The organism is Cryobacterium arcticum (assembly GCF_003185895.1).
In the GTDB taxonomy this organism is placed as follows: Bacteria; Actinomycetota; Actinomycetes; order Actinomycetales; family Microbacteriaceae; genus Cryobacterium; species Cryobacterium arcticum.
In genome coordinates this window covers 1816540-1835934 of the sequence record NZ_QHLY01000012.1, presented here as the reverse complement: position 1 = coordinate 1835934, position 19395 = coordinate 1816540, and the positions used below count along the sequence as shown (strand labels likewise).

General features: G+C 69.2%; 18 protein-coding genes and 1 riboswitch. Of the genes, 14 read left to right on the top strand and 4 right to left on the bottom strand.

Features of this window, described 5'->3' with window-relative positions:
• Window positions 1–47: 47 nt before the first annotated feature.
• Window positions 48–1484 (bottom strand): amino acid permease, encoded by a 1437-nt coding sequence (locus CTB96_RS18410; protein WP_248283506.1) that lies wholly within the window; start codon window positions 1482–1484, stop codon window positions 48–50.
• A 242-nt stretch (window positions 1485–1726) separates the two neighbouring features.
• Between CTB96_RS18410 and CTB96_RS18405 the strand changes: the two genes are divergently transcribed.
• The 8 genes from CTB96_RS18405 to CTB96_RS18370 all read left to right on the top strand — a co-directional run bounded on the left by CTB96_RS18405 (window position 1727) and on the right by CTB96_RS18370 (window position 10588).
• On the top strand, window positions 1727–4804 hold the full coding sequence (locus tag CTB96_RS18405; RefSeq protein WP_110128227.1) for a Na+/H+ antiporter subunit A: 3078 nt from the start codon (window positions 1727–1729) through the stop codon (window positions 4802–4804).
• On the top strand, window positions 4801–5328 hold the full coding sequence (locus CTB96_RS18400) for an NADH-quinone oxidoreductase subunit K (protein WP_110128226.1): 528 nt from the start codon (window positions 4801–4803) through the stop codon (window positions 5326–5328). Before CTB96_RS18405 ends, CTB96_RS18400 begins: the two co-directional genes overlap by 4 nt.
• The gene (locus CTB96_RS18395; RefSeq protein WP_110128225.1) at window positions 5325–6884 is read left to right on the top strand and encodes a Na+/H+ antiporter subunit D; all 1560 of its coding nucleotides are present in this window, start codon (window positions 5325–5327) and stop codon (window positions 6882–6884) included. Before CTB96_RS18400 ends, CTB96_RS18395 begins: the two co-directional genes overlap by 4 nt.
• A complete protein-coding gene (locus tag CTB96_RS18390) occupies window positions 6881–7510 on the top strand; it encodes a Na+/H+ antiporter subunit E (protein ID WP_219993290.1) in 630 nt (209 codons plus the stop codon). The genes CTB96_RS18395 and CTB96_RS18390 overlap by 4 nt, the downstream gene beginning before the upstream one ends.
• On the top strand, window positions 7507–7779 hold the full coding sequence (locus CTB96_RS18385) for an MrpF/PhaF family protein (RefSeq protein WP_110128224.1): 273 nt from the start codon (window positions 7507–7509) through the stop codon (window positions 7777–7779). The genes CTB96_RS18390 and CTB96_RS18385 overlap by 4 nt, the downstream gene beginning before the upstream one ends.
• A complete protein-coding gene (mnhG, locus tag CTB96_RS18380) occupies window positions 7776–8114 on the top strand; it encodes a monovalent cation/H(+) antiporter subunit G (RefSeq protein ID WP_110128223.1) in 339 nt (112 codons plus the stop codon). Before CTB96_RS18385 ends, mnhG begins: the two co-directional genes overlap by 4 nt.
• A gap of 5 nt (window positions 8115–8119) precedes the next feature.
• Window positions 8120–8210: riboswitch (ZMP/ZTP riboswitch) on the top strand.
• A 30-nt stretch (window positions 8211–8240) separates the two neighbouring features.
• Complete coding sequence (gene glyA, locus CTB96_RS18375) at window positions 8241–9539, top strand: serine hydroxymethyltransferase (protein ID WP_110128222.1); 1299 nt, start codon at window positions 8241–8243, stop codon at window positions 9537–9539.
• A 164-nt stretch (window positions 9540–9703) separates the two neighbouring features.
• Entirely contained in the window at window positions 9704–10588 is an 885-nt protein-coding gene (locus CTB96_RS18370; protein ID WP_110128221.1) for a bifunctional methylenetetrahydrofolate dehydrogenase/methenyltetrahydrofolate cyclohydrolase, read from the top strand.
• Window positions 10589–10676: 88 nt separating this feature from the next.
• On the opposite strand, the gene CTB96_RS18365 is transcribed toward CTB96_RS18370, so the two are convergent.
• Window positions 10677–11210 (bottom strand): gamma carbonic anhydrase family protein, encoded by a 534-nt coding sequence (locus CTB96_RS18365; protein ID WP_110128220.1) that lies wholly within the window; start codon window positions 11208–11210, stop codon window positions 10677–10679.
• A 107-nt stretch (window positions 11211–11317) separates the two neighbouring features.
• Here CTB96_RS18365 and CTB96_RS18360 point away from each other — a divergent pair, with 107 nt between their 5' ends.
• Entirely contained in the window at window positions 11318–11800 is a 483-nt protein-coding gene (locus CTB96_RS18360) for a YbaK/EbsC family protein (RefSeq protein WP_110128219.1), read from the top strand.
• A 144-nt stretch (window positions 11801–11944) separates the two neighbouring features.
• On the opposite strand, the gene galK is transcribed toward CTB96_RS18360, so the two are convergent.
• Both galK and galT read right to left on the bottom strand, forming a co-directional pair.
• The gene (galK, locus tag CTB96_RS18355) at window positions 11945–13105 is read right to left on the bottom strand and encodes a galactokinase (RefSeq protein WP_110128218.1); all 1161 of its coding nucleotides are present in this window, start codon (window positions 13103–13105) and stop codon (window positions 11945–11947) included.
• Window positions 13102–14292, bottom strand: a complete 1191-nt coding sequence (galT, locus tag CTB96_RS18350; protein ID WP_110128217.1) for a galactose-1-phosphate uridylyltransferase — start codon at window positions 14290–14292, stop codon at window positions 13102–13104. Before galT ends, galK begins: the two co-directional genes overlap by 4 nt.
• Before the next feature lie 85 nt (window positions 14293–14377).
• Between galT and CTB96_RS18345 the strand changes: the two genes are divergently transcribed.
• The 5 genes from CTB96_RS18345 to CTB96_RS18325 all read left to right on the top strand — a co-directional run bounded on the left by CTB96_RS18345 (window position 14378) and on the right by CTB96_RS18325 (window position 19357).
• Entirely contained in the window at window positions 14378–15205 is an 828-nt protein-coding gene (locus CTB96_RS18345; RefSeq protein WP_110128216.1) for a DeoR/GlpR family DNA-binding transcription regulator, read from the top strand.
• Window positions 15206–15217: 12 nt separating this feature from the next.
• Window positions 15218–16183 (top strand): aldose 1-epimerase family protein, encoded by a 966-nt coding sequence (locus CTB96_RS18340; RefSeq protein WP_110128215.1) that lies wholly within the window; start codon window positions 15218–15220, stop codon window positions 16181–16183.
• 71 nt (window positions 16184–16254) lie between these two features.
• A complete protein-coding gene (locus CTB96_RS18335) occupies window positions 16255–17571 on the top strand; it encodes a DUF445 domain-containing protein (protein ID WP_110128214.1) in 1317 nt (438 codons plus the stop codon).
• Between the two features lie 81 nt (window positions 17572–17652).
• Window positions 17653–18273: a hypothetical protein gene (locus tag CTB96_RS18330; RefSeq protein ID WP_110128213.1), complete on the top strand. Its 621-nt coding sequence runs from the start codon at window positions 17653–17655 to the stop codon at window positions 18271–18273.
• A 76-nt stretch (window positions 18274–18349) separates the two neighbouring features.
• A complete protein-coding gene (locus tag CTB96_RS18325) occupies window positions 18350–19357 on the top strand; it encodes a serine hydrolase domain-containing protein (protein WP_110128212.1) in 1008 nt (335 codons plus the stop codon).
• Window positions 19358–19395: the final 38 nt, after the last annotated feature.

The window sequence follows — 19395 nt, the reverse complement described above, 5'->3', positions numbered from 1 at the left end:
AGTTTCACCTCGGGGACACGCTGCCGGCGCGACCGAGCCGCGCGGGGCTAGCGCTGGGCGGTGGGCAGGGGTGGCCGGGCGGCCGCGATGGCGAGGATGCGGCCGCGGCAGACGAACCAGCCCAGGATCAGCGCCGGGATGATCACCACGAGCGAGCTGATGGTGAGCGTGCCGACCGGCCAGTCGAAGGCCATCAGCACGAGCACCGCCGCGAGGAAGACCAGGGTGAGGTAGCCGGTGTACGGCGCCCCCGGCATCCGGAACGCCGGCCGGGTGAGGATACCGGCCTTCGCCCAGGCCTGCAGGCGCAGTTGGCAGAGCACGATCATGCCCCACGCGCTGATGATGCCGATCGCGGCCATGTTCAGCACGATCTCGAACGCCTCGTCGGGCACGATCGCGTTCAGGCCGACGCCGAGCAGGGTGACAACGCCGGTGAGCAGGATGCCGCCGAACGGCACCCCGTTGCGGCTCACCTTCTCGGCGAACCGTGGTGCCGATCCGGCCAATGACATCGACCGCAGGATGCGTCCGGTGGAATACAGTCCGGCGTTCAGCGACGACAGCGCGGCGGTCAGCACGACCAGGTTCATGATCACGTCGACACCCTCGACGCCGATGGAGCCGAAGAAGGTGACGAACGGGCTCACCCCGGCTTCATATGCCGTGTACGGCAACAACAGGGAGAGCAGCAGGATCGAGCCGACGTAGAAGACCGCGATGCGCACGATGACGGTGTTGATCGCCTTGGGCATCACCTTCTCGGGGTGCTCGGTCTCGCCGGCGGCGGTGCCGATCAGCTCGATCGAGGCGTAGGCGAAGACCACGCCCTGTACGACGAGCACCGAGGCGATGATGCCGTTGGGCAGCCAGCCGCCGTTGTCGGCGATCAGGGAGAAGCCCACCTCTGCGCCTTCCACCGGGGTGCCGAAGATGACCATCCAGGTGCCCACGAGCAGGAACGCCACAATGGCGACGACCTTGATCAGCGCGAACCAGAATTCGAGTTCACCGAAGACCTTGACCGAGAGCAGGTTGAGGCTGAGCACCACGGCGAGAGCGATCAGCGCGAACAGCCACTGCGGCACATCACCGAACGGAGCCCAATACTTGCCGAAGAAGTTCATGTACAGCGCCACGGCGGTGACGTCGACGATTGCGGTCATCACCCAGTTGAGCCAGTACAGCCAGCCGGTGACGAATGCTGTCTTCTCGCCGAAGAACTCCCGGGCGTAGGAGACGAACGAGCCCGAGGTGGGCCGGTGCAGCACCAGTTCGCCGAGCGCGCGCAGAATGAGGAACGCGAAGAAACCACAGATGGCATAGACGAACACCAGGGCGGGGCCGGCGCTGGCCAGCCGGCCGCCCGCACCCAGGAACAGGCCGGTGCCGATGGCGCCGCCGATCGCGATCATCTGCACGTGCCGAGCCTTGAGGCCCTTGTGCAGCCCCTCGTCCTCGTGCACGCTCAGGGCGTCGTCGATGTGCTCGAGAGGGGTTTCGTCGTGCGGACCGCGTGGTGCCGGTGCGCCGGTGGTGAGCGAAGAACTCTCCGGCCGGTCCGGCCCGGTGGTGCTGGTTGTCACGTGAAGCATCCGTTCTGGGGGTTGCGGCAACCCTAGTCGACGGCCCTATCACGGTCTGGGACCAAAGACCCCTCCTGTAGACTGGACCCGACACTCTGACCGTAGAGACGACACCCTTGTTCAGGGAGCCGGGAGGCCGCATGGCGACAATCCTCCTGTCATTCCTGCTCCTTTCAGTGCTCACGCCCACGCTGACCCGTCTGATCGGGTTGCGTGTTTTCTATGTCGTGGCCGTGCTGCCCGCGATCGCCTTCGGGTACACCCTCACCCAGACCTCGGTGATCACCGACGGTGGTGCCGTCACCGAGAGCATCCCGTGGATCCCGCAGCTGGGCATCAGCCTGTCGTTCCGGGTGGATGCCCTGGCCTGGCTGCTCGCCCTCGTGGTCACCGGCGTCGGCGCCCTGGTGCTGATCTACTGCGCCCGCTACTTCGATGCCGACGAGCCCAGCCTCGGTCGGTTCGCGGCGCTGCTGCTGGCCTTCGCCGGCACCATGTACGGACTCGTCACCGCCGACGACATCCTGGTGATGTTCATGTTCTGGGAGATCACCAGTGTGCTCTCCTACCTTCTGATCGGGCATTACACCACCCGGCGGGAGAGCCGCGGTGCGGCGCTGCAGGCGCTGCTGGTGACCACCTTCGGTGGTCTGGTGATGCTGGTCGGTGTCGTGATGATCTCCGTCGACGCCGGTACCACCTCGCTGGCCTACATCGTCGCCAACCCCTCCGACACCCCGGTCGCGATCTGGGCGGTGCTGCTGATCCTGGTCGGCGCCCTGTCGAAGTCCGCCCTCATCCCGTTCCACTTCTGGCTGCCGGCCGCGATGGCCGCGCCCACCCCGGTGAGCGCGTACCTGCACGCCGCCGCGATGGTGAAAGCCGGCATCTACCTCACCGCCCGGTTCGCGCCCGGCTACGCCGACTCACCCGGATGGTTGCCGGTACTGGTGACCATCGGCGTCTGGACCATGCTTGTTGGCGCCTGGCGGTCGCTGCGCCAGCACGACATCAAGCTGATGCTCGCCTACGGCACCGTCAGCCAGCTCGGCTTCCTCATGGTGGTCGTGGGCTTCGGCACCCGTGACGCGGCCCTGGCCGGCGTGGCACTGCTTCTCGCCCACGCCCTCTATAAGGCCACCCTGTTCCTCGTGGTGGGCATCATCGACCATCGCGCCGGCACCCGCGACTGGCGCAAGCTCTCCGGCATCGGCCGTCGCGAACCCGCTCTCGCCGCGGTCGCCCTGATCGCCGTCGCGTCGATGGCCGGCCTGCCGCCGCTGCTCGGCTTCGTCGCCAAGGAGGCCGTGTTCACGGCGTTCCTCGAGGCCGGCGTCGCCGGCGACGGCTGGGGCTGGATCGCCTTGGCCGGCACCTCGATCGGCTCGGTGCTCACCGTCGCCTACAGCGTCAAGTTCTTCTGGGGCGCGTTCGGCACCCGCCCCGCCATCAGCGACACCCCGCTGCACCACAGTCGCTGGGACTTCGTGCTCGCCCCCGCCATCCTCTCCGCCGCCACCGTGCTGCTGGGCCCGTTCGTGATGCTGATCGACCCGATGCTCGCCGCCTACGCCGACACCGTGCCCGGCGACGGCGACTACCACCTCGCGCTCTGGCACGGCTTCGAGCCGGCGCTGCTGCTCAGCGCGGTCGTGGTGCTGCTGGGCCTCACCATCTTCGCCAACCGCAAGCAGGTCGCCCGCTGGCAGGCCGCCGTGCCCGCCTGGGTCGACGCCGGCCACGGCTATGGCCACACCGTGCGGTTCATCGACAAGATCGCCGCCCGCACCACGCACCTCGCCCAGCGGGGCGGCCTGCCGCAGTACTTGTCCACCATCCTCGTGGTCTTCGTGCTGGCGCTCGGCGCCGCATCGTTCGTCAATCGCACCTGGCCCGACGCCGTGGTGCTCTGGGACTATCCCGGCCAGGTCATCATCGGACTGATCATGATCATCGCCGCCGTCATGGCCGCCCGGGTGGGGCAGCGGATGACCGCGGTGCTGCTGGCCGGCGTCACCGGCTACGGCATGGTCGCTCTGTTCGCCTTCCACGGCGCCCCCGACTTGGCGCTCACCCAGGCGCTCGTCGAGTCGATCACCCTGGTGGTGTTCGTGCTCGTGCTGCGCCGGTTGCCCAGCCGCATCGCCCAGCACAACCGGCCCATGCACCGCCGCCGCCGGGCCCTGATCGGCGCGCTCGTCGGCCTCACCATGGGCACCATCGCCATCATCGCCCTCGGGGCCCGGCAGGCGCAGAGCATCGCGGCCGAGCTGCCCCGCCTGGCCGTCGAGGAAGGCCACGGCAAGAACATCGTGAACGTGATGCTCGTCGACATCCGCGCCTGGGACACCATGGGCGAGATCTCGGTGCTCATCGTGGTCGCCACCGGTGTCGCGAGCCTGCTGTTCGTGTCCGGCCGCAGCGAGCAGATGCCGAGGCTGAGGGAATCCCGCAAGCGCCGCGCGCCGAAGAACCGTCGCCGCATCGTCGCCGACCCGCACGCGAGCTCCGCCGGGCACGCCGTGACCCGGCAGTCCTGGCTGCTCGGCGGCCGCACCCAGTCGGCGGAGAATCGGTCGATCCTGATCGAGGTGCTGGTGCGCCTGCTGTTCCACCCGGCGATCATCGTGTCGATCTACCTGCTCTTCGCCGGCCACAACCTGCCCGGCGGCGGGTTCGCCGGCGGTCTCCTGGCCGGCTTGGCGCTCGTGGCGCGCTACCTGGCCGGCGGCCGGTACGAGCTCGGCGAAGCGGCGCCCATCGACCCGGGCAAGATCCTCGGCCTCGGCGTGGTCCTCGCCGTCGGCACTGCCGTCGCGTCCCTCTTCGTCACCGGCATCCCGCTGGAATCGGCCTACTTCGAAGCCGACCTGCCCGTGCTCGGCCACCTGTCCTTCGGTACCTCCAGCATCTTCGACATCGGCGTGTACCTCGTCGTTATCGGGCTGAGCCTCGACATTCTGCGCAGCCTCGGCAGTGAGATCGACCGGCAGAGCGAGCTCGACGAACCCGGTGACGACGACCCGGACAGCACCCCGGTACCGCCGATCGGCAACGCCTCCAGCGATGCCGGCGACGCCATCGGCTTCGACGCCTCCTCGGAATGGGTGCCGGCCGAGGCCCCAGCCGTGGGCACCGGGCCGGAGACCGCGCCGATCGACCAGCCCGGTGACAGCGCCGACGACGACGCATCCGCACCGGCGGGGGGAACCCGATGAGCGCCTCCCTGACCCTGGTGATCGTGATGGCCGTGATGTACGCCGCGGGCATCTACATCATGCTCGAGCGCAGCCTCACCCGGGTGCTGATCGGATTCCTACTGGTGGGCAACGCCACCAACCTGCTGATCTTCATCATGAGCGGCCGGCCAGGCAGCTCACCGATCGTCACCGGCACCGCGCTGGACGACACCATGGTCGACCCGGTGCCGCAGGTGCTCATGCTCACCGCGATCGTGATCAACTTCGGGATCACGGCGCTGCTGCTCGCACTGATCTACCGCTCCTGGTGGCTGGCGCAGCTCGGCGACGAGGGCGACACGCTCACGGATGAGCACGCCGCGGAGACCAGCGAAGACTCGGAGATCACCTTCCAGTCCTCCACCGATGACGAAGCCGCCGTGCAGGCGTCGCTCGATGCGAGCGAGCAGGGCAGCGACGACGACAGCTCCGGTACGGATGCCACCGACCGGGCCGACGAGAACCAGCCGTCGACCACCGACCAGGAGGGCGGCACCCGATGAACGTACTCGTGCCCCTCGTGGTCGCCATCCCTCTGCTCGGCGCCGCCCTGGCGCTGGCCCTCGGCCGGCGCTCGCGCTACCAGGTGCTGGTCAGCGTGCTCTCGCTCACCGCCGTCGTCGTGATCAGCGCGGTGCTGCTGGTGCTGGTGGACCAGAACGGTCCGGCCGTGGTGCACGTCGGTGACTGGCAGGCGCCGTGGGGCATCGTGCTCGTGGTGGACCGGTTGTCGGCCATCATGCTGATCATCTCGGCGCTGATGCTGCTCGGCGTTCTGCTCTTCGCCGTCGGCCAGGGCATCGTGGACAGCAACCGGGAAACCCCGGTGTCGATCTTCCACCCGACCTACCTGGTGCTGGCAGCTGGACTGTTCAACGCGTTCATCGCCGGCGACCTGTTCAACATGTACGTGGGCTTCGAGATGCTGCTCTCGGCCAGTTACGTGCTGCTCACCCTCGGCGGCACCGGTGCCCGCATCCGCGCCGGCGTCACCTACATCGTCGTCAGCCTGGTCTCGTCGATCCTGTTCCTCTCGGCCATCGCCCTGATCTACGGCGCCACGGGCACCGTCACACTGGCCCTGCTGGCCGAGCGGATCCCCGAACTGCCCGGGGACGTGCAGCTGATCCTCGGGCTGATGCTCATCGTCGCGTTCAGCGTCAAGGCGGCGGTGTTCCCGCTCTCGTTCTGGCTGCCCGACTCATACCCGACCGCGCCGGCCCCGGTCACGGCGGTGTTCGCCGGGTTGCTCACCAAGGTGGGCGTCTACGCGATCCTGCGCACCCAGACGCTGCTCTTCCCCGACAACCGGCTCTCGGTTCCGTTGATGATCGTGGCGCTGCTCACCATGGTGGTGGGCATCCTCGGCGCCCTCGCCCAAGCCGACATCAAACGCCTGCTCTCCTTCACGCTGGTCAGCCACATCGGTTACATGATCTTCGGCATCGCCCTGGGCACCCAGGCGGCGATCGCGGCGACGATCTTCTACGTGGTGCACCACATCATGATCCAGACCACCCTGTTCCTCTGCGCCGGTCTGGTGGAACGCATCGGCGGCACCACCTCGCTGGCCCGGCTCGGCGGGATGCTCAAGGCGGCGCCCCTGGTCGCCATCCTGTTCTTCATCGGCGCGCTCAACCTCGGTGGCATCCCGCCGTTCTCCGGCTTCCTCGGCAAGGTCGCCCTGTTCGACGCGGGCGTGGAAGTCGGCGGCGCGCTGAGCTACGTGCTGTTGGCCGGGGGAGCGGCGACCTCGCTGCTCACCCTCTATGCGCTGGCCAGGGCCTGGAACATGGCGTTCTGGCGCCCGCGGCGCGACGTGGAGAACTACGACTCCGCCATGCTCAACGCCCTGCAGGACGACCCGCACGACGAGGGCACCGTCACCACCAAGACCACCTCGCCGCTGATGACGGTCGCCACCGCCACCATGCTCGCCCTCACCGTGAGCCTCACCGTCTTCGCCGGGCCGGCATTCGACCTGGCGGCCCGCGCCGCCGCGGACATCGAAGCACCGTCCACCTACATCGATGCGGTCTTCCCGGGAGGCACCCCGTGAGCACCGTGAAGGAACGTCTCGGCGGGTTCATCAGCCAGCTTCCGCTGTTCCTCGGCCTGGTGCTGCTCTGGGCGTTGCTCTGGGGCCGGTTCTCCTGGCTGAACCTGCTCACCGGCGTACTGTTTGCGGCGATCGTGTCGGTGGTGTTCTATCTGCCGGCCGTGCAGTTGAGCGGCCGGATCAACCTCTGGCGCTCCGCCTGGTTGTTCGTGCGGCTGCTCTGGGACATCGTGCGCGCCTCCGTCAACGTCTCCTGGCTCGCCCTCGGCCCCGGCTACACCGCCAGCAACGCGATTCTCGCGGTGCACCTGCGCACCCGCAGCGACCTCATCCTCACCTGGACCGCCGTCGCCACGTCGATCGTGCCGGGCTCGATCGTGGTCGACATCGAACGGGTCGACTCCACCCTGTACCTGCACGTGATCAACATGCACGATGCCGGCGAAACCGAGAAGTTCCGGGCATCCGTGCTCGCCACCGAACGCCGCATCGTGATGGCGTTCGGCTCCCGCGATGACGTCGAGCGGATCCGCCGGGTGCGGGTCGAGGAAGACCGCAGCGACACGGTGGCCGGCGCCCCGCCCGCCCCTAACCCCTCCGACCCCCAGAACGGAGCCACCCCATGACGGCCATGAACATCGTCGCCCTCGTCGCCTCACTGATGTTCGGCGCCGGGGCGCTCTGCGCCATCTACCGCATCATCCGCGGCCCCTCTGTGCTCGACCGGGTGATCGCCTCCGACGTGCTCGTGGCCACCATCATCTGTGCCCTGGGCGCCGAGATGGCATTCAACCGGCATACCGACAACCTGCCGGTGCTGCTCGTGCTGGCGCTGTTCGCGGTGCTCGGCTCGCTCAGCGTGGCCCGGTTCCTGCCCGGGCGGGACCGCGCATGAGCGCCGTCTGGAGTGACGTGGTCACCGCCGTGCTGGTGCTGCTCGCCGCGTTGATGTGCCTCGCGGCCGGCGTGGGCCTGCTGCGCTTCCCCGACGTGCTCACCCGGTTGCACTCCGCCACCAAGCCGCAGATCCTCGGTCTGATGGCCGTCACCCTGGACATCGCGGTGACGAACTTCAGCATCGGCACCGTCACCCTGGTTCTGGCGATCGTGCTCTTCCAAGCGCTCACCGCACCGATGGCGGCGCATCTGGTGGCCCGTGCCGCCTACGTGACCGACCACCTGCGCCCCGATTTACTCGTGCTCGACGAGCTGCGGGATGCACGCGGCTGATAGTATTGCCGGGTCGCGACTGGCGTAGCACGAAAGATGGGTCACCATCGGGGAGCGACTAGACACGGTTAGTGACCGCACGCCTGGGCCACGACACATCCATCGATAATCTCAAGGAGTTTCCCCGTGTCCGACACAGTGCTCACTAGTTCCGTACCCTCCACCTTCAACGAGCCGCTCGAGGTCGTCGACCCCGAGATCGCCGCGATCCTCGAGCTCGAGCTCGGTCGCCAGCGCGACTACCTCGAAATGATCGCCAGCGAGAACTTCGTGCCCCGCGCCATCCTGCAGTCGCAGGGCTCGGTGCTCACCAACAAGTACGCGGAGGGCTACCCCGGCCGCCGCTACTACGGCGGGTGCGAGTACGTCGACGTGGCCGAGCAGCTCGCCATCGACCGGGCCAAGAGCCTGTTCGGCGCCGAGTACGCCAACGTTCAGCCGCACTCCGGCGCCACCGCCAACGCGGCGGTGCTCTCCGCCATCGCCACCCCCGGTGACACCATCCTGGGCCTGGAGCTCGCGCACGGCGGCCATCTCACCCACGGCATGAAGCTCAACTTCTCCGGCAAGCTCTACAACCCGGTCGCCTACGGCGTCGACCCGGAGACCTTCCGCGTCGACATGGACGTAGTGCGCGACAAGGCCCTCGAGCACAAGCCGCAGGTCATCATCGCCGGCTGGTCGGCCTACCCCCGCCAGCTCGACTTCGCCGCGTTCCGCGCCATCGCCGACGAGGTGGGCGCCAAGCTCTGGGTCGACATGGCCCACTTCGCCGGTCTCGTTGCCGCCGGCCTGCACCCGTCGCCGGTGCCCTACGCCGACGTCGTCTCCAGCACCGTGCACAAGACCCTCGCGGGCCCCCGCTCGGGCTTCATCCTCTCCCGCGACACCGCACTGGCGAAGAAGCTCAACTCCAACGTCTTCCCCGGCCAGCAGGGTGGACCGCTCATGCACGTGATCGCCGCCAAGGCCACCGCGTTCAAGCTCGCCGCGCTGCCCGAGTTCAAGGAACGCCAGGAGCGCACCCTCCGCGGCGCCCGCATCCTCGCCGACCGGCTCACCGCCGACGACTCGCGCGCGGCGGGCATCGACGTGCTCACCGGCGGCACCGACGTGCACCTCGTGCTCGCCGACCTGCGCAACTCCGAGATCAACGGCCAGCAGGCCGAGGACGCGCTGCACGAGGTGGGCATCACCGTCAACCGCAACTCCGTGCCGTTCGACCCGCGCCCGCCGATGGTCACCTCCGGCCTCCGCATCGGCACGCCCGCCCTGGCCACCCGTGGCTTCGGCGACGCCGAGTTCACCGTGGTTTCCGACGTAATCGCCGAGGCGCTCAAGCCCGGTGCCGACATCCAGGCGCTCCGCGCCCGGGTGAAGGGCCTCACCGACGCGTTCCCGCTCTACCCCGGCCTCTCCCAGTAGGCCCGTCGGGTGCTGACGGATGCTTAGCCCTCGCGGCCGCATCCGTCGGCACCGCACCGGCATTGCCGTGCCGCCCACACGGGCGTGCTCGCGGTGATCGCCAGATTGGCGCGTGGCCCCGTACCGGGGCATCCGCGCAGCATCACCAACAGATCGGATTCCGCATGACCGCACTCACCCTCGACGGCGTCGCCACCGCGACCCAGGTCAAGCTCGAACTCACCGAGCGCGTGCGCGCGCTGGCCGCCCAGGGCATTGTGCCCGGGCTCGGCACCCTGCTCGTCGGCGACGACCCGGGCTCCCGCTCCTACGTGGCCGGCAAGCACCGCGACTGTGCAGAGGTGGGCATCGAGTCCATCCGCATCGACCTGCCCGGCTCCGCCACCACGGCGGATGTGCGCGCGGCGATTGCCGACCTCAACGCCGCCCGCGAGGTCACCGGCTACATCATCCAGCTGCCGCTGCCCGTTGGCCACAACGAGAACGCGATGCTCGAACTGATGGACCCGGCCAAGGACGCCGACGGCCTGCACCCCACCAACCTGGGCCGCCTGGTGCTCGGCATCGAGGGCGAGCTCACCTCGCCGCTGCCCTGCACCCCGGCCGGCATCGTGGAGCTGCTACGCCGCTACGAGGTGCCGATCGCCGGCAAGAACGTGGTCGTCATCGGCCGTGGCCTCACCGTGGGCCGCCCGCTCGGCTTGCTGTTCACCCGCAAGGGCCTGGACGCCACCGTCACCCTCACCCACTCCCGCACCGTCGACCTGGCCGCCGAGGTGCGCCGCGCCGATATCGTCGTGGCCGCCGTGGGCGTGCCGCACCTGGTGCAGGCCGACTGGATCAAGCCCGGCGCCGCCGTGCTCGACGTGGGCATCACCCGGGTGGAGAACCCGGAGACCGGCAAGGGAGTTCTCACCGGCGACGTGCACCCCGACGTCGCCGAGGTGGCCGGCTTCCTCTCGCCGAACCCCCGCGGCGTGGGCCCGATGACCCGCGCGATGCTTCTCGCCAACGTGGTCAAGGCCTCCGAGCGGCTCCTCAAGCCCTAACCCCCTCCCGTCCCTCTCCCGCGAGCTGTGAGCTAAGCCCCAGAAACCCGAGGATTCTGGGGCTTTTCTCACAGGTCGCGGGGGTTGGTCAGGTCGCGAGGCGGTGCAGGGCTGCGTGACCGAGATACGCCTGGGCGTTGTGGCGGATGCCGTCGATTTCGTCGGCGGTGAGCTCGCGTCGCACCTTGCCGGGCACGCCGGCGACGAGGGATCCCGGCGGCACGATGGTGCCCTCGAGCACCACGGCGCCCGCGGCCACGAGCGACCCGGCACCGATGACGGCTCCGTTCAGCACCGTGGCGGCCATGCCGATCAACGCGCCGTCCTCCACCGTGCAGCCGTGCAGCACGGCGCCGTGGCCCACCGAGACATCCCGGCCCACGATCAAAGGGAAGCCACCGTCGACGTGGCAGGAGACGTTGTCCTGCAGGTTCGAGCCCGCGCCGATGCGGATGGGTTCGGCCTCTGCGCGCAACACCGCGTTGTACCAGACGCTCGCGTGCTCGGCCAGGCTGACGTTGCCCACCAGCACCGCGCCGGCGGCGACGAAGGCGCTCTCGGCCACCTGGGGCCCCGGACGGTCGGGCAGGGTGATCAGGCGGGCGGCGCTGTCGGCGGTCATGGGTCCACCCTAGTTGGGCATCCGCGGCTCGCGAGCCGTGAGCAAAGCCCCGAAAACGCGCGATTTTCGGTGCTCAAGTCACGGTTCGCGGGCTCTAGGATTTGGGAATGGTGAACACCGCGCATCCGGCCGTTGACAGAGTGCGCTTGGCGCTGAACGCTCAAGGGGTCGACCCCGAGATCCGCTGGTTCGACGATGCGGCCACGACCGCGGTCGCCGCAGCTGCTGCGCTGGGCATCGAGGTGGGCGCCATCGCGAACTCGCTGGTCTTCACGCTCGACGGAGAACCGCTGCTGGTGCTCACCTCCGGAGCGCACCGGGTGGACACGGCCTGGCTGGGGGAGCAGCTCGGCGGCACCATCGGGCGAGCATCCAAGGACCTCGTGAAGGAGGCCACCGGCCAGGTCATCGGCGGAGTCGCGCCCGTCGGCCATCCGTCACCGATTCGCACCCTGGTCGACGAGGACCTCGAGGGGTACCCGGTGGTGTGGGCCGCCGCGGGGCACGCTCACACGGTCTTCCCCACCACCTTCACCGAGCTGTTGCGCCTCACCGGGGGCGAGGCCACGCCGGTCGTTCCGCCGGCCTAGCCGGCGCCCTGACGCTGAGCTGCGGACTTCCCGCCTTCGGGTGCAACACGAAGGCGGGAAGTCCGCACACGAGCATGCGCCGACATCCTCACCTCGCGGGGTCTCGACACGCTCGACCAGCGGGATTATGCGGCGGAGCCGGCCTCAGGACAGACGAGCCGCCCCGGCCGCGGCGCGCACGACGAACATGTCGGGCGCGGTGTAGCCGGCGGCCGCGAATGCCTCCGCCACGGCCTCCTGCACGGCTGGGATCAACGCGTGCGGCGTGAGCGCGATGGCCGAGCCGCCGAATCCTCCGCCGGTCATGCGGGCGCCGAGGGCACCGGCCGCGCGGGCCGTCTCCACGGCGAGGTCGAGCTCGGCGACCGAGATCTCGAAGTCGTCCCGCATCGAGGTGTGTGAGGCATCCAGCAACCCACCGATGGCGGAGGGGCCGTCTTCGCGCAGCACTCGCACGGTGTCGAGCACGCGCTGGTTTTCGGTGATGATGTGCCGCACCCGGCGGAAGGTCTCCTCGTCGAGCACCGACGTGGCGCGCGGCAGGTCGTCCACGGTGAGGTCTCGCAGCGACCCGACACCCATCAGGGCGGCACCCTTCTCACAGGAGGCGCGACGGTCGGCGTAGCCGCCGGTGGCGTGCGCGTGGCTCACCTTGGTGTCGATCACGAGCAGCTCGAGGCCGGCGTCGTCGAAGCCGAGCGGAATGATCTCGGACTCGAAGCTGCGGCAGTCCAGGAAGACCGCGGCATCCGTCTGGCCGAGCAGCGATGCGGACTGGTCCAGGATGCCCGTGGGCGCGCCCACGACCCGGTTCTCGGCCAGCTGTCCCACGCGCACGAGCACCTGCTTCTCGAAGCCGAGGTTCCAGACCTCGTTCAGCGCCACGGCGGTGGCGCATTCGATGGCCGCCGAGGAGGAGAGCCCGGCGCCGATCGGAACGTCGGAGTCGATGTAGGCGTCGAAGCCGGTGACGGCCGACAGGTCGGCGCCGTGCTCGCCGAGCGCCCAGGCGACGCCGAGCGGATACGCCGACCAGCCCGACACGGTCTCGGGGGAGAGCTCGTCGAGCGAGATCTCGACCACCTCGTCGGTGAAGGAGCTGGCGACCCGCAGCATCCGGTCGTCGCGCACGGCCAGCGCAACAACGGCGCGGCGGTTGATCGCGAACGGGAAGACGAAGCCGTCGTTGTAGTCGGTGTGCTCACCGATCAGGTTGACCCGGCCGGGCCCGAACCAGAGGCCGTCGGCTTCTGCGGCGAATCGGTCGCGGAATCCGCTCAGGATGGTCTGGGTGGTGTCGCTCACGACTGGGCCTCTCCGGTGGTGCGTTCGGTTGCTGCGGCGTCGGCGGCGTCGGAACGCTCGACCGCGGCGCGGATGTTGGTGGCGGCCTGCTCGGGCGTCACGTCGCCGATCCAGGCGCCCATGGCGGCCTCGGAGCCGGCCAGGAACTTGAGCTTGTCTTCGGCCCGGCGCGGGCTGGTGAGCTGCAGCATCAGGCGGATCTCGTCGCGGTGCGCATTCACCGGCGCCTGATGCCAGGCGGCGATGTACGGCGTCGGGGTGTCGTAGAGCGCGTCGATGCCGCGCAGCAGCCGGCGGTACATCACCGCGAGCTCGTCGCGCTCGGCCAGGGTGGTGCCGGCGAAGTCGGCCACGTGGCGGTGCGGCAGCATGTGCACCTCGACGGGCCAGCGGGCGGCGAACGGCACGAACGCGGTCCAGTGCTCACCACGCAGGATGACCCGGTCGCCGGCCTGTTCGCTCTCCAGGATGTCGGCGAACAGGGTGGGCCCGTAGCTCTCGATCGAGTCGATCAGCCGCTGGGTGCGCGGGGTGACGTACGGGTAGGAGTAGATCTGGCCGTGCGGGTGGTGCAGGGTGACACCGATGGCCTCACCGCGGTTCTCGAACGGGAAGACCTGCTCGATGCCGGGCATCTGGGAGAGCGCGTGAGTGCGCTCGGCCCAGGCTTCGATCACGGTGCGGGCGCGGGTGACCGACAGGCTGCCGAACGAGCCCTCGGTGGCGGGGCTGAAGCAGACGACCTCGCAGCGGCCGACCGAGGTGCGGATGCGTCCCAGCCCGATCGTGCGCAGGTCGTCGAGGCCGGTGGGCGCGTCGGCATCCTCGAGCAGCGGTCCGAACGAGGGCGACTTGTTCTCGAACACGGCAACGTCATAGTTGCTGGGCACCTCCGACGGGTTCTCCGGCGTGGAGGGCGCGAGCGGGTCGAGGTGCGCCGGCGGCAGGAACACCCGGTTCTGGCGGGCAGCGGCGATGGAGACCCATTCGCCGCTGAGCGGGTCCTGACGCATGCGGGCGGTGGCCGGGCGGGGGCCGAGGTCGCGCAGGTCGGGCGCGCGGTCGGGCGACAGCGTGGTGTCGGGGTCATCGAAGTAGATGAGGTCGCGGCCATCGGCCAGGGTGTGCGGGTGACGCGCGATGCCGGCGTCGGCGACGAAGTCTGGGGGAGTGGAGTTCGGTGTCATGGCGGAATCAACGCTAGCCGATTTGCGCAAACGAAACCAGTACTTGCGTATTGAAAAGTCGGAGAAACTAAGTGAAGATCGAACTATGGCTTCAGCCGAACATCTTCCCGACCGCGACGCCCTGCCCGCGCACCAGCGCCGGGAGCAGATTCAGCGCCTCGTCGACGAGCGCGGATTCGTGAAGGTGAGCGAGCTCAGCGACACTTTCGGTGTCTCCGGCGTCACCGCCCGTGCCGACCTCGACCAGTTGGAGAACGCGGGCACACTCACCCGCATCCACGGCGGCGCGGTGCCGGCCGGGATCTCCACCACCAGCCGGCCCGACCGGGAGTTCTCCTTCGAGGAGGCCCTGGCATCCTCCGTGCTGCCCAAACAGCAGGTCGGCGAGCTCGCGGCGTCCCTGGTCTCCAGCGGGCAGAGCATCATCCTTGACGTGGGCACCACCACCCTGGCCGTCGCCCGGGCCCTGCTCGCCCGCACCGACCTCACCGACGTTGTCGTGATCACCAACGGGTTGAGCATCGCGCTCGCCCTCGAGCCGGCCATTCCGCGCTTCACGGTGATCGTCACCGGCGGCTCCCTCCGCCCCCTGCAGCACTCCCTCGTCGACCCGCTAGCGGCCACGGTGCTCAGCCAGGTGCACGCCGATCTCGCCTTCATCGGCTGCAACGGCGTCGACGTGGACGGCGGCGTCACGAACATCAACCTGCCGGAGGCCGGGGTGAAGACCCTCATGCTCGCCGCCGCGGCGCGTGCGATCATCGTGGCCGACGGTGCCAAACTGGGGCAGGTGCACCTGGGCCGGATCGGCCCGCTTGCCGCCTTCGACACCCTGGTGACGGATGCGGCCGCCGACCCGCTCACCCTGGCCCCGCTCCGCGAGGCCGGCCTCGCCGTGCTCCAGCCGTCCTAACGAAAGCCACCCATGCCCATTGCCGCTGCCACCGGAACCCAATACACCCTCATCCGGGAGACGCCCCAGGGCCCGGCTACCGCGACGATCACCGAGGTAGCGGCGGGCATCCGCGAATATGCGTTGAACGGCATAGACCTGGTGGAGGGCTTCGCGGCCGACGTCGTGCCACCACTCGGTGCCGGAACCGTGCTCGTGCCCTGGCCCAACCGGATCCGTGACGCCATCTGGAGCCAGAACGGCGTGCGGCACCTGCTCGCCATCACCGAGCCGGCCCAGATGAATGCCATCCACGGCCTGCTCGCCGTCACGGCCTACCGACTGGTCGAGCAGAGCGCCGACGCGGTCACCCTGGCTGCCACCGTCTATCCGCAGGCCGGCTACCCCTATCAGCTCGACACCACGGTCAGCTACGCCCTCACGGACGAGGGTCTCGCCGTCACCCACACCCTGCGCAACGTCGGCACCGCCGACGCCCCGGTCGCGCTCGGCACCCACCCGTACCTGAAGATCGGCGACGTGCCGACCGGCGACCTCGTGCTGCGCCTGAACGCCACCAGTCACATCGACGTGGACCACCGGCTCAACCCGGTCGGTGAGACCCCGGTCGACGGCACCCGGTTCGACCTGCGCGACGGAGCCAGGGTCGATGATCTCGACCTCGACGACGGCTTCGGCGGTGTGGTGGTGCAGGACGGCCGCGGTGAGCATTCGCTCACCGCACCCGACGGCCGCCGGGTCACCCTCTGGGGCGACACGAATATGGCCTACGTGCAGGCCTTCACCCCGCGGATCTTCCCGGTGCGCGCCCGCGGCACCGACGGCACGACCACCGTGCAGCTCGGCCAGGCAGTGGCGATCGAGCCGATGACCGCACCCGCGGATGCCTTCAACTCCGGCAAGGGCCTGCGCTGGCTCGCCCCCGGCGAGGAATGGGTGGTTCGCTGGGGAATCGCCCCGACGGGTTTCGTCGCCTGAACAACCCGGCTTAGGGTGGCGGGAGCGCCGGATTCGCGGCGCATCCGCGGATGAACGAGGGACGACCGGCCATGTCAGCACCTTCCCTGAGCGCTCCTGCCCCACCCGCGCCCGCGTCGCGCGCACCGCTCAGCCCCTCCGACGAGGCCCGGCGGGTCGCTCTGGTGGGCATGAAACGCCTGGCGCTGGGCCTCCTGCTGGCCATGGCGGTGATCTTCGCCGTCTCGTTCGCGTTGCAGGATCGCTACCCGTGGCTGGAGTATGTGCGCGCCGCCGCCGAGGGCGGCATGGTCGGCGCGATCGCCGACTGGTTCGCCGTCACCGCGTTGTTCCGGTATCCGCTCGGCCTGCGCATCCCGCACACCAACATCATCGCCAACCGCAAGGACGAGATCGGCGCCAGCCTGGGCGAGTTCGTCGAATCCAACTTCCTCTCCGACTCCGTGGTGCGCGGCAAACTGGAGTCCATCGGCATCTCCCGCCGGCTGGGCGCCTGGCTGGTTCAGCCCGCCAACGCGCGCCGGCTCACCGACGAGATCTCCCACGCCGGCACTGGGCTTCTCGACCTGCTCAGCGACGACGACATCAAGGACCTGCTCGAAGGGGTCGCGCGGGAGCACCTGCTCGAACCGACTTGGGGCCCGAGCCTGGGTCGGCTGGGCGAGCACCTGGTCGAGTCCGGCCGGCACCACGCCGCTGTCGACCTGCTGGTCGACAAGGCGCAGAGTTGGCTGCTGGACCACCCGGAGGCGTTCGGCCAGGCGGTCTCCACCCGGCTGCCCCGGTGGGTGCCGGGCTTCGTCGGCGAGATGGTCGACGACCGGGCCTACCGGGAGGTGCTCGGCTTCGTCTCGAACGTGCAGGCCGACCCGCAGCATCCGCTGCGCGAGGCCCTCGATCACTACCTGGCCGAGCTGATGGGCGACCTGCAGCACGACGAGGTCATGGTGGCCCGGGTCGAGGCGCTCAAGCTGGAGCTGGTGGACAACGCCAAGCTGCGCGAATTCGCCAGCGACGCCTGGGAGTCGCTCAAGGAGTCGCTGTTGGCCGCGCTGGCCGATCCGACCAGTGCGCTGCGGGCCGGACTGGAGTCCACCGTGCTCGACGTGGGTGCCCGGTTGGTGGCGGACGAGTCGCTGGGTGCGCGCATCGACCGCTGGCTCGCCGATACCGCCGGCTACGTGCTGCAGAAATACCGGCACGAGATCGCCGGGGTGATCACCGAAACCGTCGAGCGCTGGGACCCGGCCGAAACCACCGAGAAGATCGAGCTGCAGGTGGGCAAGGATCTGCAGTTCATCCGCATCAACGGCACCGTCGTCGGCGCGCTGGCCGGCCTGGTCATCTTCGCATTGGCCCAGGGGGCCGTGGTGCTGTTCGGCGGCTGACCGGCGGGTCCCCGGCTGCGTTCGATCACGGATGAGCCGAAACGCCGGCCGGTGCCAGTGCCGGTGAGTCATACTTAACAGGTGCCAAACGGTTCGCACGACACCGAGGGCGGCTCTGCCGCTGCTGCCGCCGCGCCCTCCACCGGCCGGATCGTCGACGAAGGCATGCTGATCGCGTTGTCGGCCGTGCGGATGGCCCTGAAGAACCGCATCATTGTGGGCGCGCTGCGCGAACACATCGATTATGCCGCCGCCGACTACGCGCGCCTGGCCCGGCAGGAGCTGCTCGAGGTGGCCCGGCAGAACGACGAGGATTCCACCCGGGTGGAACGCCTGGGCTCCTACCTCACCCGCACCACCGGATCGGGCAAGGGACGCGAGCTGGAGAACAAGCGCCGCGACGTGGTGCGGTTGGGCCGGCGCCGCACCCTGCACGACCGGGTGGCCGAACGGCTGCGGGCGATCGCCGAGGACGACGACCAGGTGGCGGAACTGGTCGACAAGGCTCGCGCCGACGCGCTCGCTGAGATCAACGAGGCGCTGTCCACCCGGCTGATCAGTCAGACCATCGACTCGTCCCGCCCCGAGTACGAGGCCGCCAGGGCCGAGCGGATGCGCGCGGTCGGCGCCATCGACCTGGCCGCGCTGGCCAAGCAGACCCGCAAGACTCGCGGCAGCCGCAGCACCCGTAGTACCGACTGACAGTGAGGCGGGCGCGGGCGGCCGGCACCGGAACATCCGGCACCGCGAGGCAGCCGCACTTCGCTACGCTCGAAGGGTGGATACCCAGGCAATTCAGACTTTTCTCGACGACAGCGATTTTTCCGGAGTGGTCCTGGTGCGCGACGGCGACCGCACCATCTTCGAGGCGGCCCGAGGGTTCGCCACCCCGCGGTGGCAGGTGCCGAACACCCTCGACACCCGGTTTGACACCGCGTCGATCACCAAGCTCTTCACCAGCGTCGCCGTGCTGCAGATGGTCGACGCCGGCCGGCTCGATCTCGAGGCCTCGATCCACGAGTACGTCGACCTCGGCGGCAGCAGCATCGGCACCGATGTCACCCTGCTGCACCTGCTCACCCACACGAGCGGTATCGCCGACGACGTGGACGAGGAGGCCGGGGAGGACTACGACGAGTTCTGGGCCGCGACGCCGAGCTACTCGCTGACCGAGACGATCGACTTCCTGCCCCTGTTCGCCGACAAGCCGCGGCTCGCGGCGCCGGGCGTGCAGGTCGAGGACTGCAACGTCGGCTACATCCTGGCCGGCCTCGCGGTGGAACGGGCGTCAGGGCTGACCTACCGCGACTACGTGCGTGAGGAGATCTTCGCCCGCTCCGGTATGGCCGACTCGGGCTTCTTCGACCGCCGCGACGCCGTGGAACGAGTCGCGGAGGGCTGGGACCGACGCGAAGACGGCAGCTGGATCGCCAACATCTACAGCTCCCCGGCAATCGGCTCGCCCGACAGTGGTGCGCACACCACGGCCGGCGACCTGATGAACTTCCTCAACGCGGTTCGGGGTGGGCAGCTGCTCTCCAAGGAGTACACCGAGGAGTTCTTCACCCCGCAGGTGGAGTACGACGAGGACGTGAAGTACGGCTTCGGCCTGGAGTTCGACCTGGACGACAACGGCACGGTGCGTTCGTACTACAAGGACGGCGTCAATGCAGGAGCCAGCGGCATCCTGCGGCACTACCCCAAGAGTGGCCTCGATGTCGTGGTGCTCAGCAACGCTGAAGAGGGCGCCTGGGACCTCGTGGTGGAGATCGACGCCCAGTTCTAGCTTCTGGTCGTGCGGCGACGGATGCCCGAGCGCGGGTC

Bases quoted from the DNA above. Each gene is read 5' to 3' on its own strand.
- CTB96_RS18335 (WP_110128214.1), top strand. From the start codon at position 16,255: ATGTCAGCACCTTCCCTGAGCGCTCCTGCCCCACCCGCGCCCGCGTCG.
- CTB96_RS18370 (WP_110128221.1), top strand. From the start codon at position 9,704: ATGACCGCACTCACCCTCGACGGCGTCGCCACCGCGACCCAGGTCAAG.
- CTB96_RS18345 (WP_110128216.1), top strand. From the start codon at position 14,378: ATGGCTTCAGCCGAACATCTTCCCGACCGCGACGCCCTGCCCGCGCAC.
- CTB96_RS18340 (WP_110128215.1), top strand. From the start codon at position 15,218: ATGCCCATTGCCGCTGCCACCGGAACCCAATACACCCTCATCCGGGAG.
- CTB96_RS18405 (WP_110128227.1), top strand. From the start codon at position 1,727: ATGGCGACAATCCTCCTGTCATTCCTGCTCCTTTCAGTGCTCACGCCC.
- CTB96_RS18365 (WP_110128220.1), bottom strand. From the start codon at position 11,210: ATGACCGCCGACAGCGCCGCCCGCCTGATCACCCTGCCCGACCGTCCG.
- CTB96_RS18400 (WP_110128226.1), top strand. From the start codon at position 4,801: ATGAGCGCCTCCCTGACCCTGGTGATCGTGATGGCCGTGATGTACGCC.
- CTB96_RS18395 (WP_110128225.1), top strand. From the start codon at position 5,325: ATGAACGTACTCGTGCCCCTCGTGGTCGCCATCCCTCTGCTCGGCGCC.
- CTB96_RS18385 (WP_110128224.1), top strand. From the start codon at position 7,507: ATGACGGCCATGAACATCGTCGCCCTCGTCGCCTCACTGATGTTCGGC.
- mnhG (WP_110128223.1), top strand. From the start codon at position 7,776: ATGAGCGCCGTCTGGAGTGACGTGGTCACCGCCGTGCTGGTGCTGCTC.
- galT (WP_110128217.1), bottom strand. From the start codon at position 14,292: ATGACACCGAACTCCACTCCCCCAGACTTCGTCGCCGACGCCGGCATC.
- CTB96_RS18360 (WP_110128219.1), top strand. From the start codon at position 11,318: ATGGTGAACACCGCGCATCCGGCCGTTGACAGAGTGCGCTTGGCGCTG.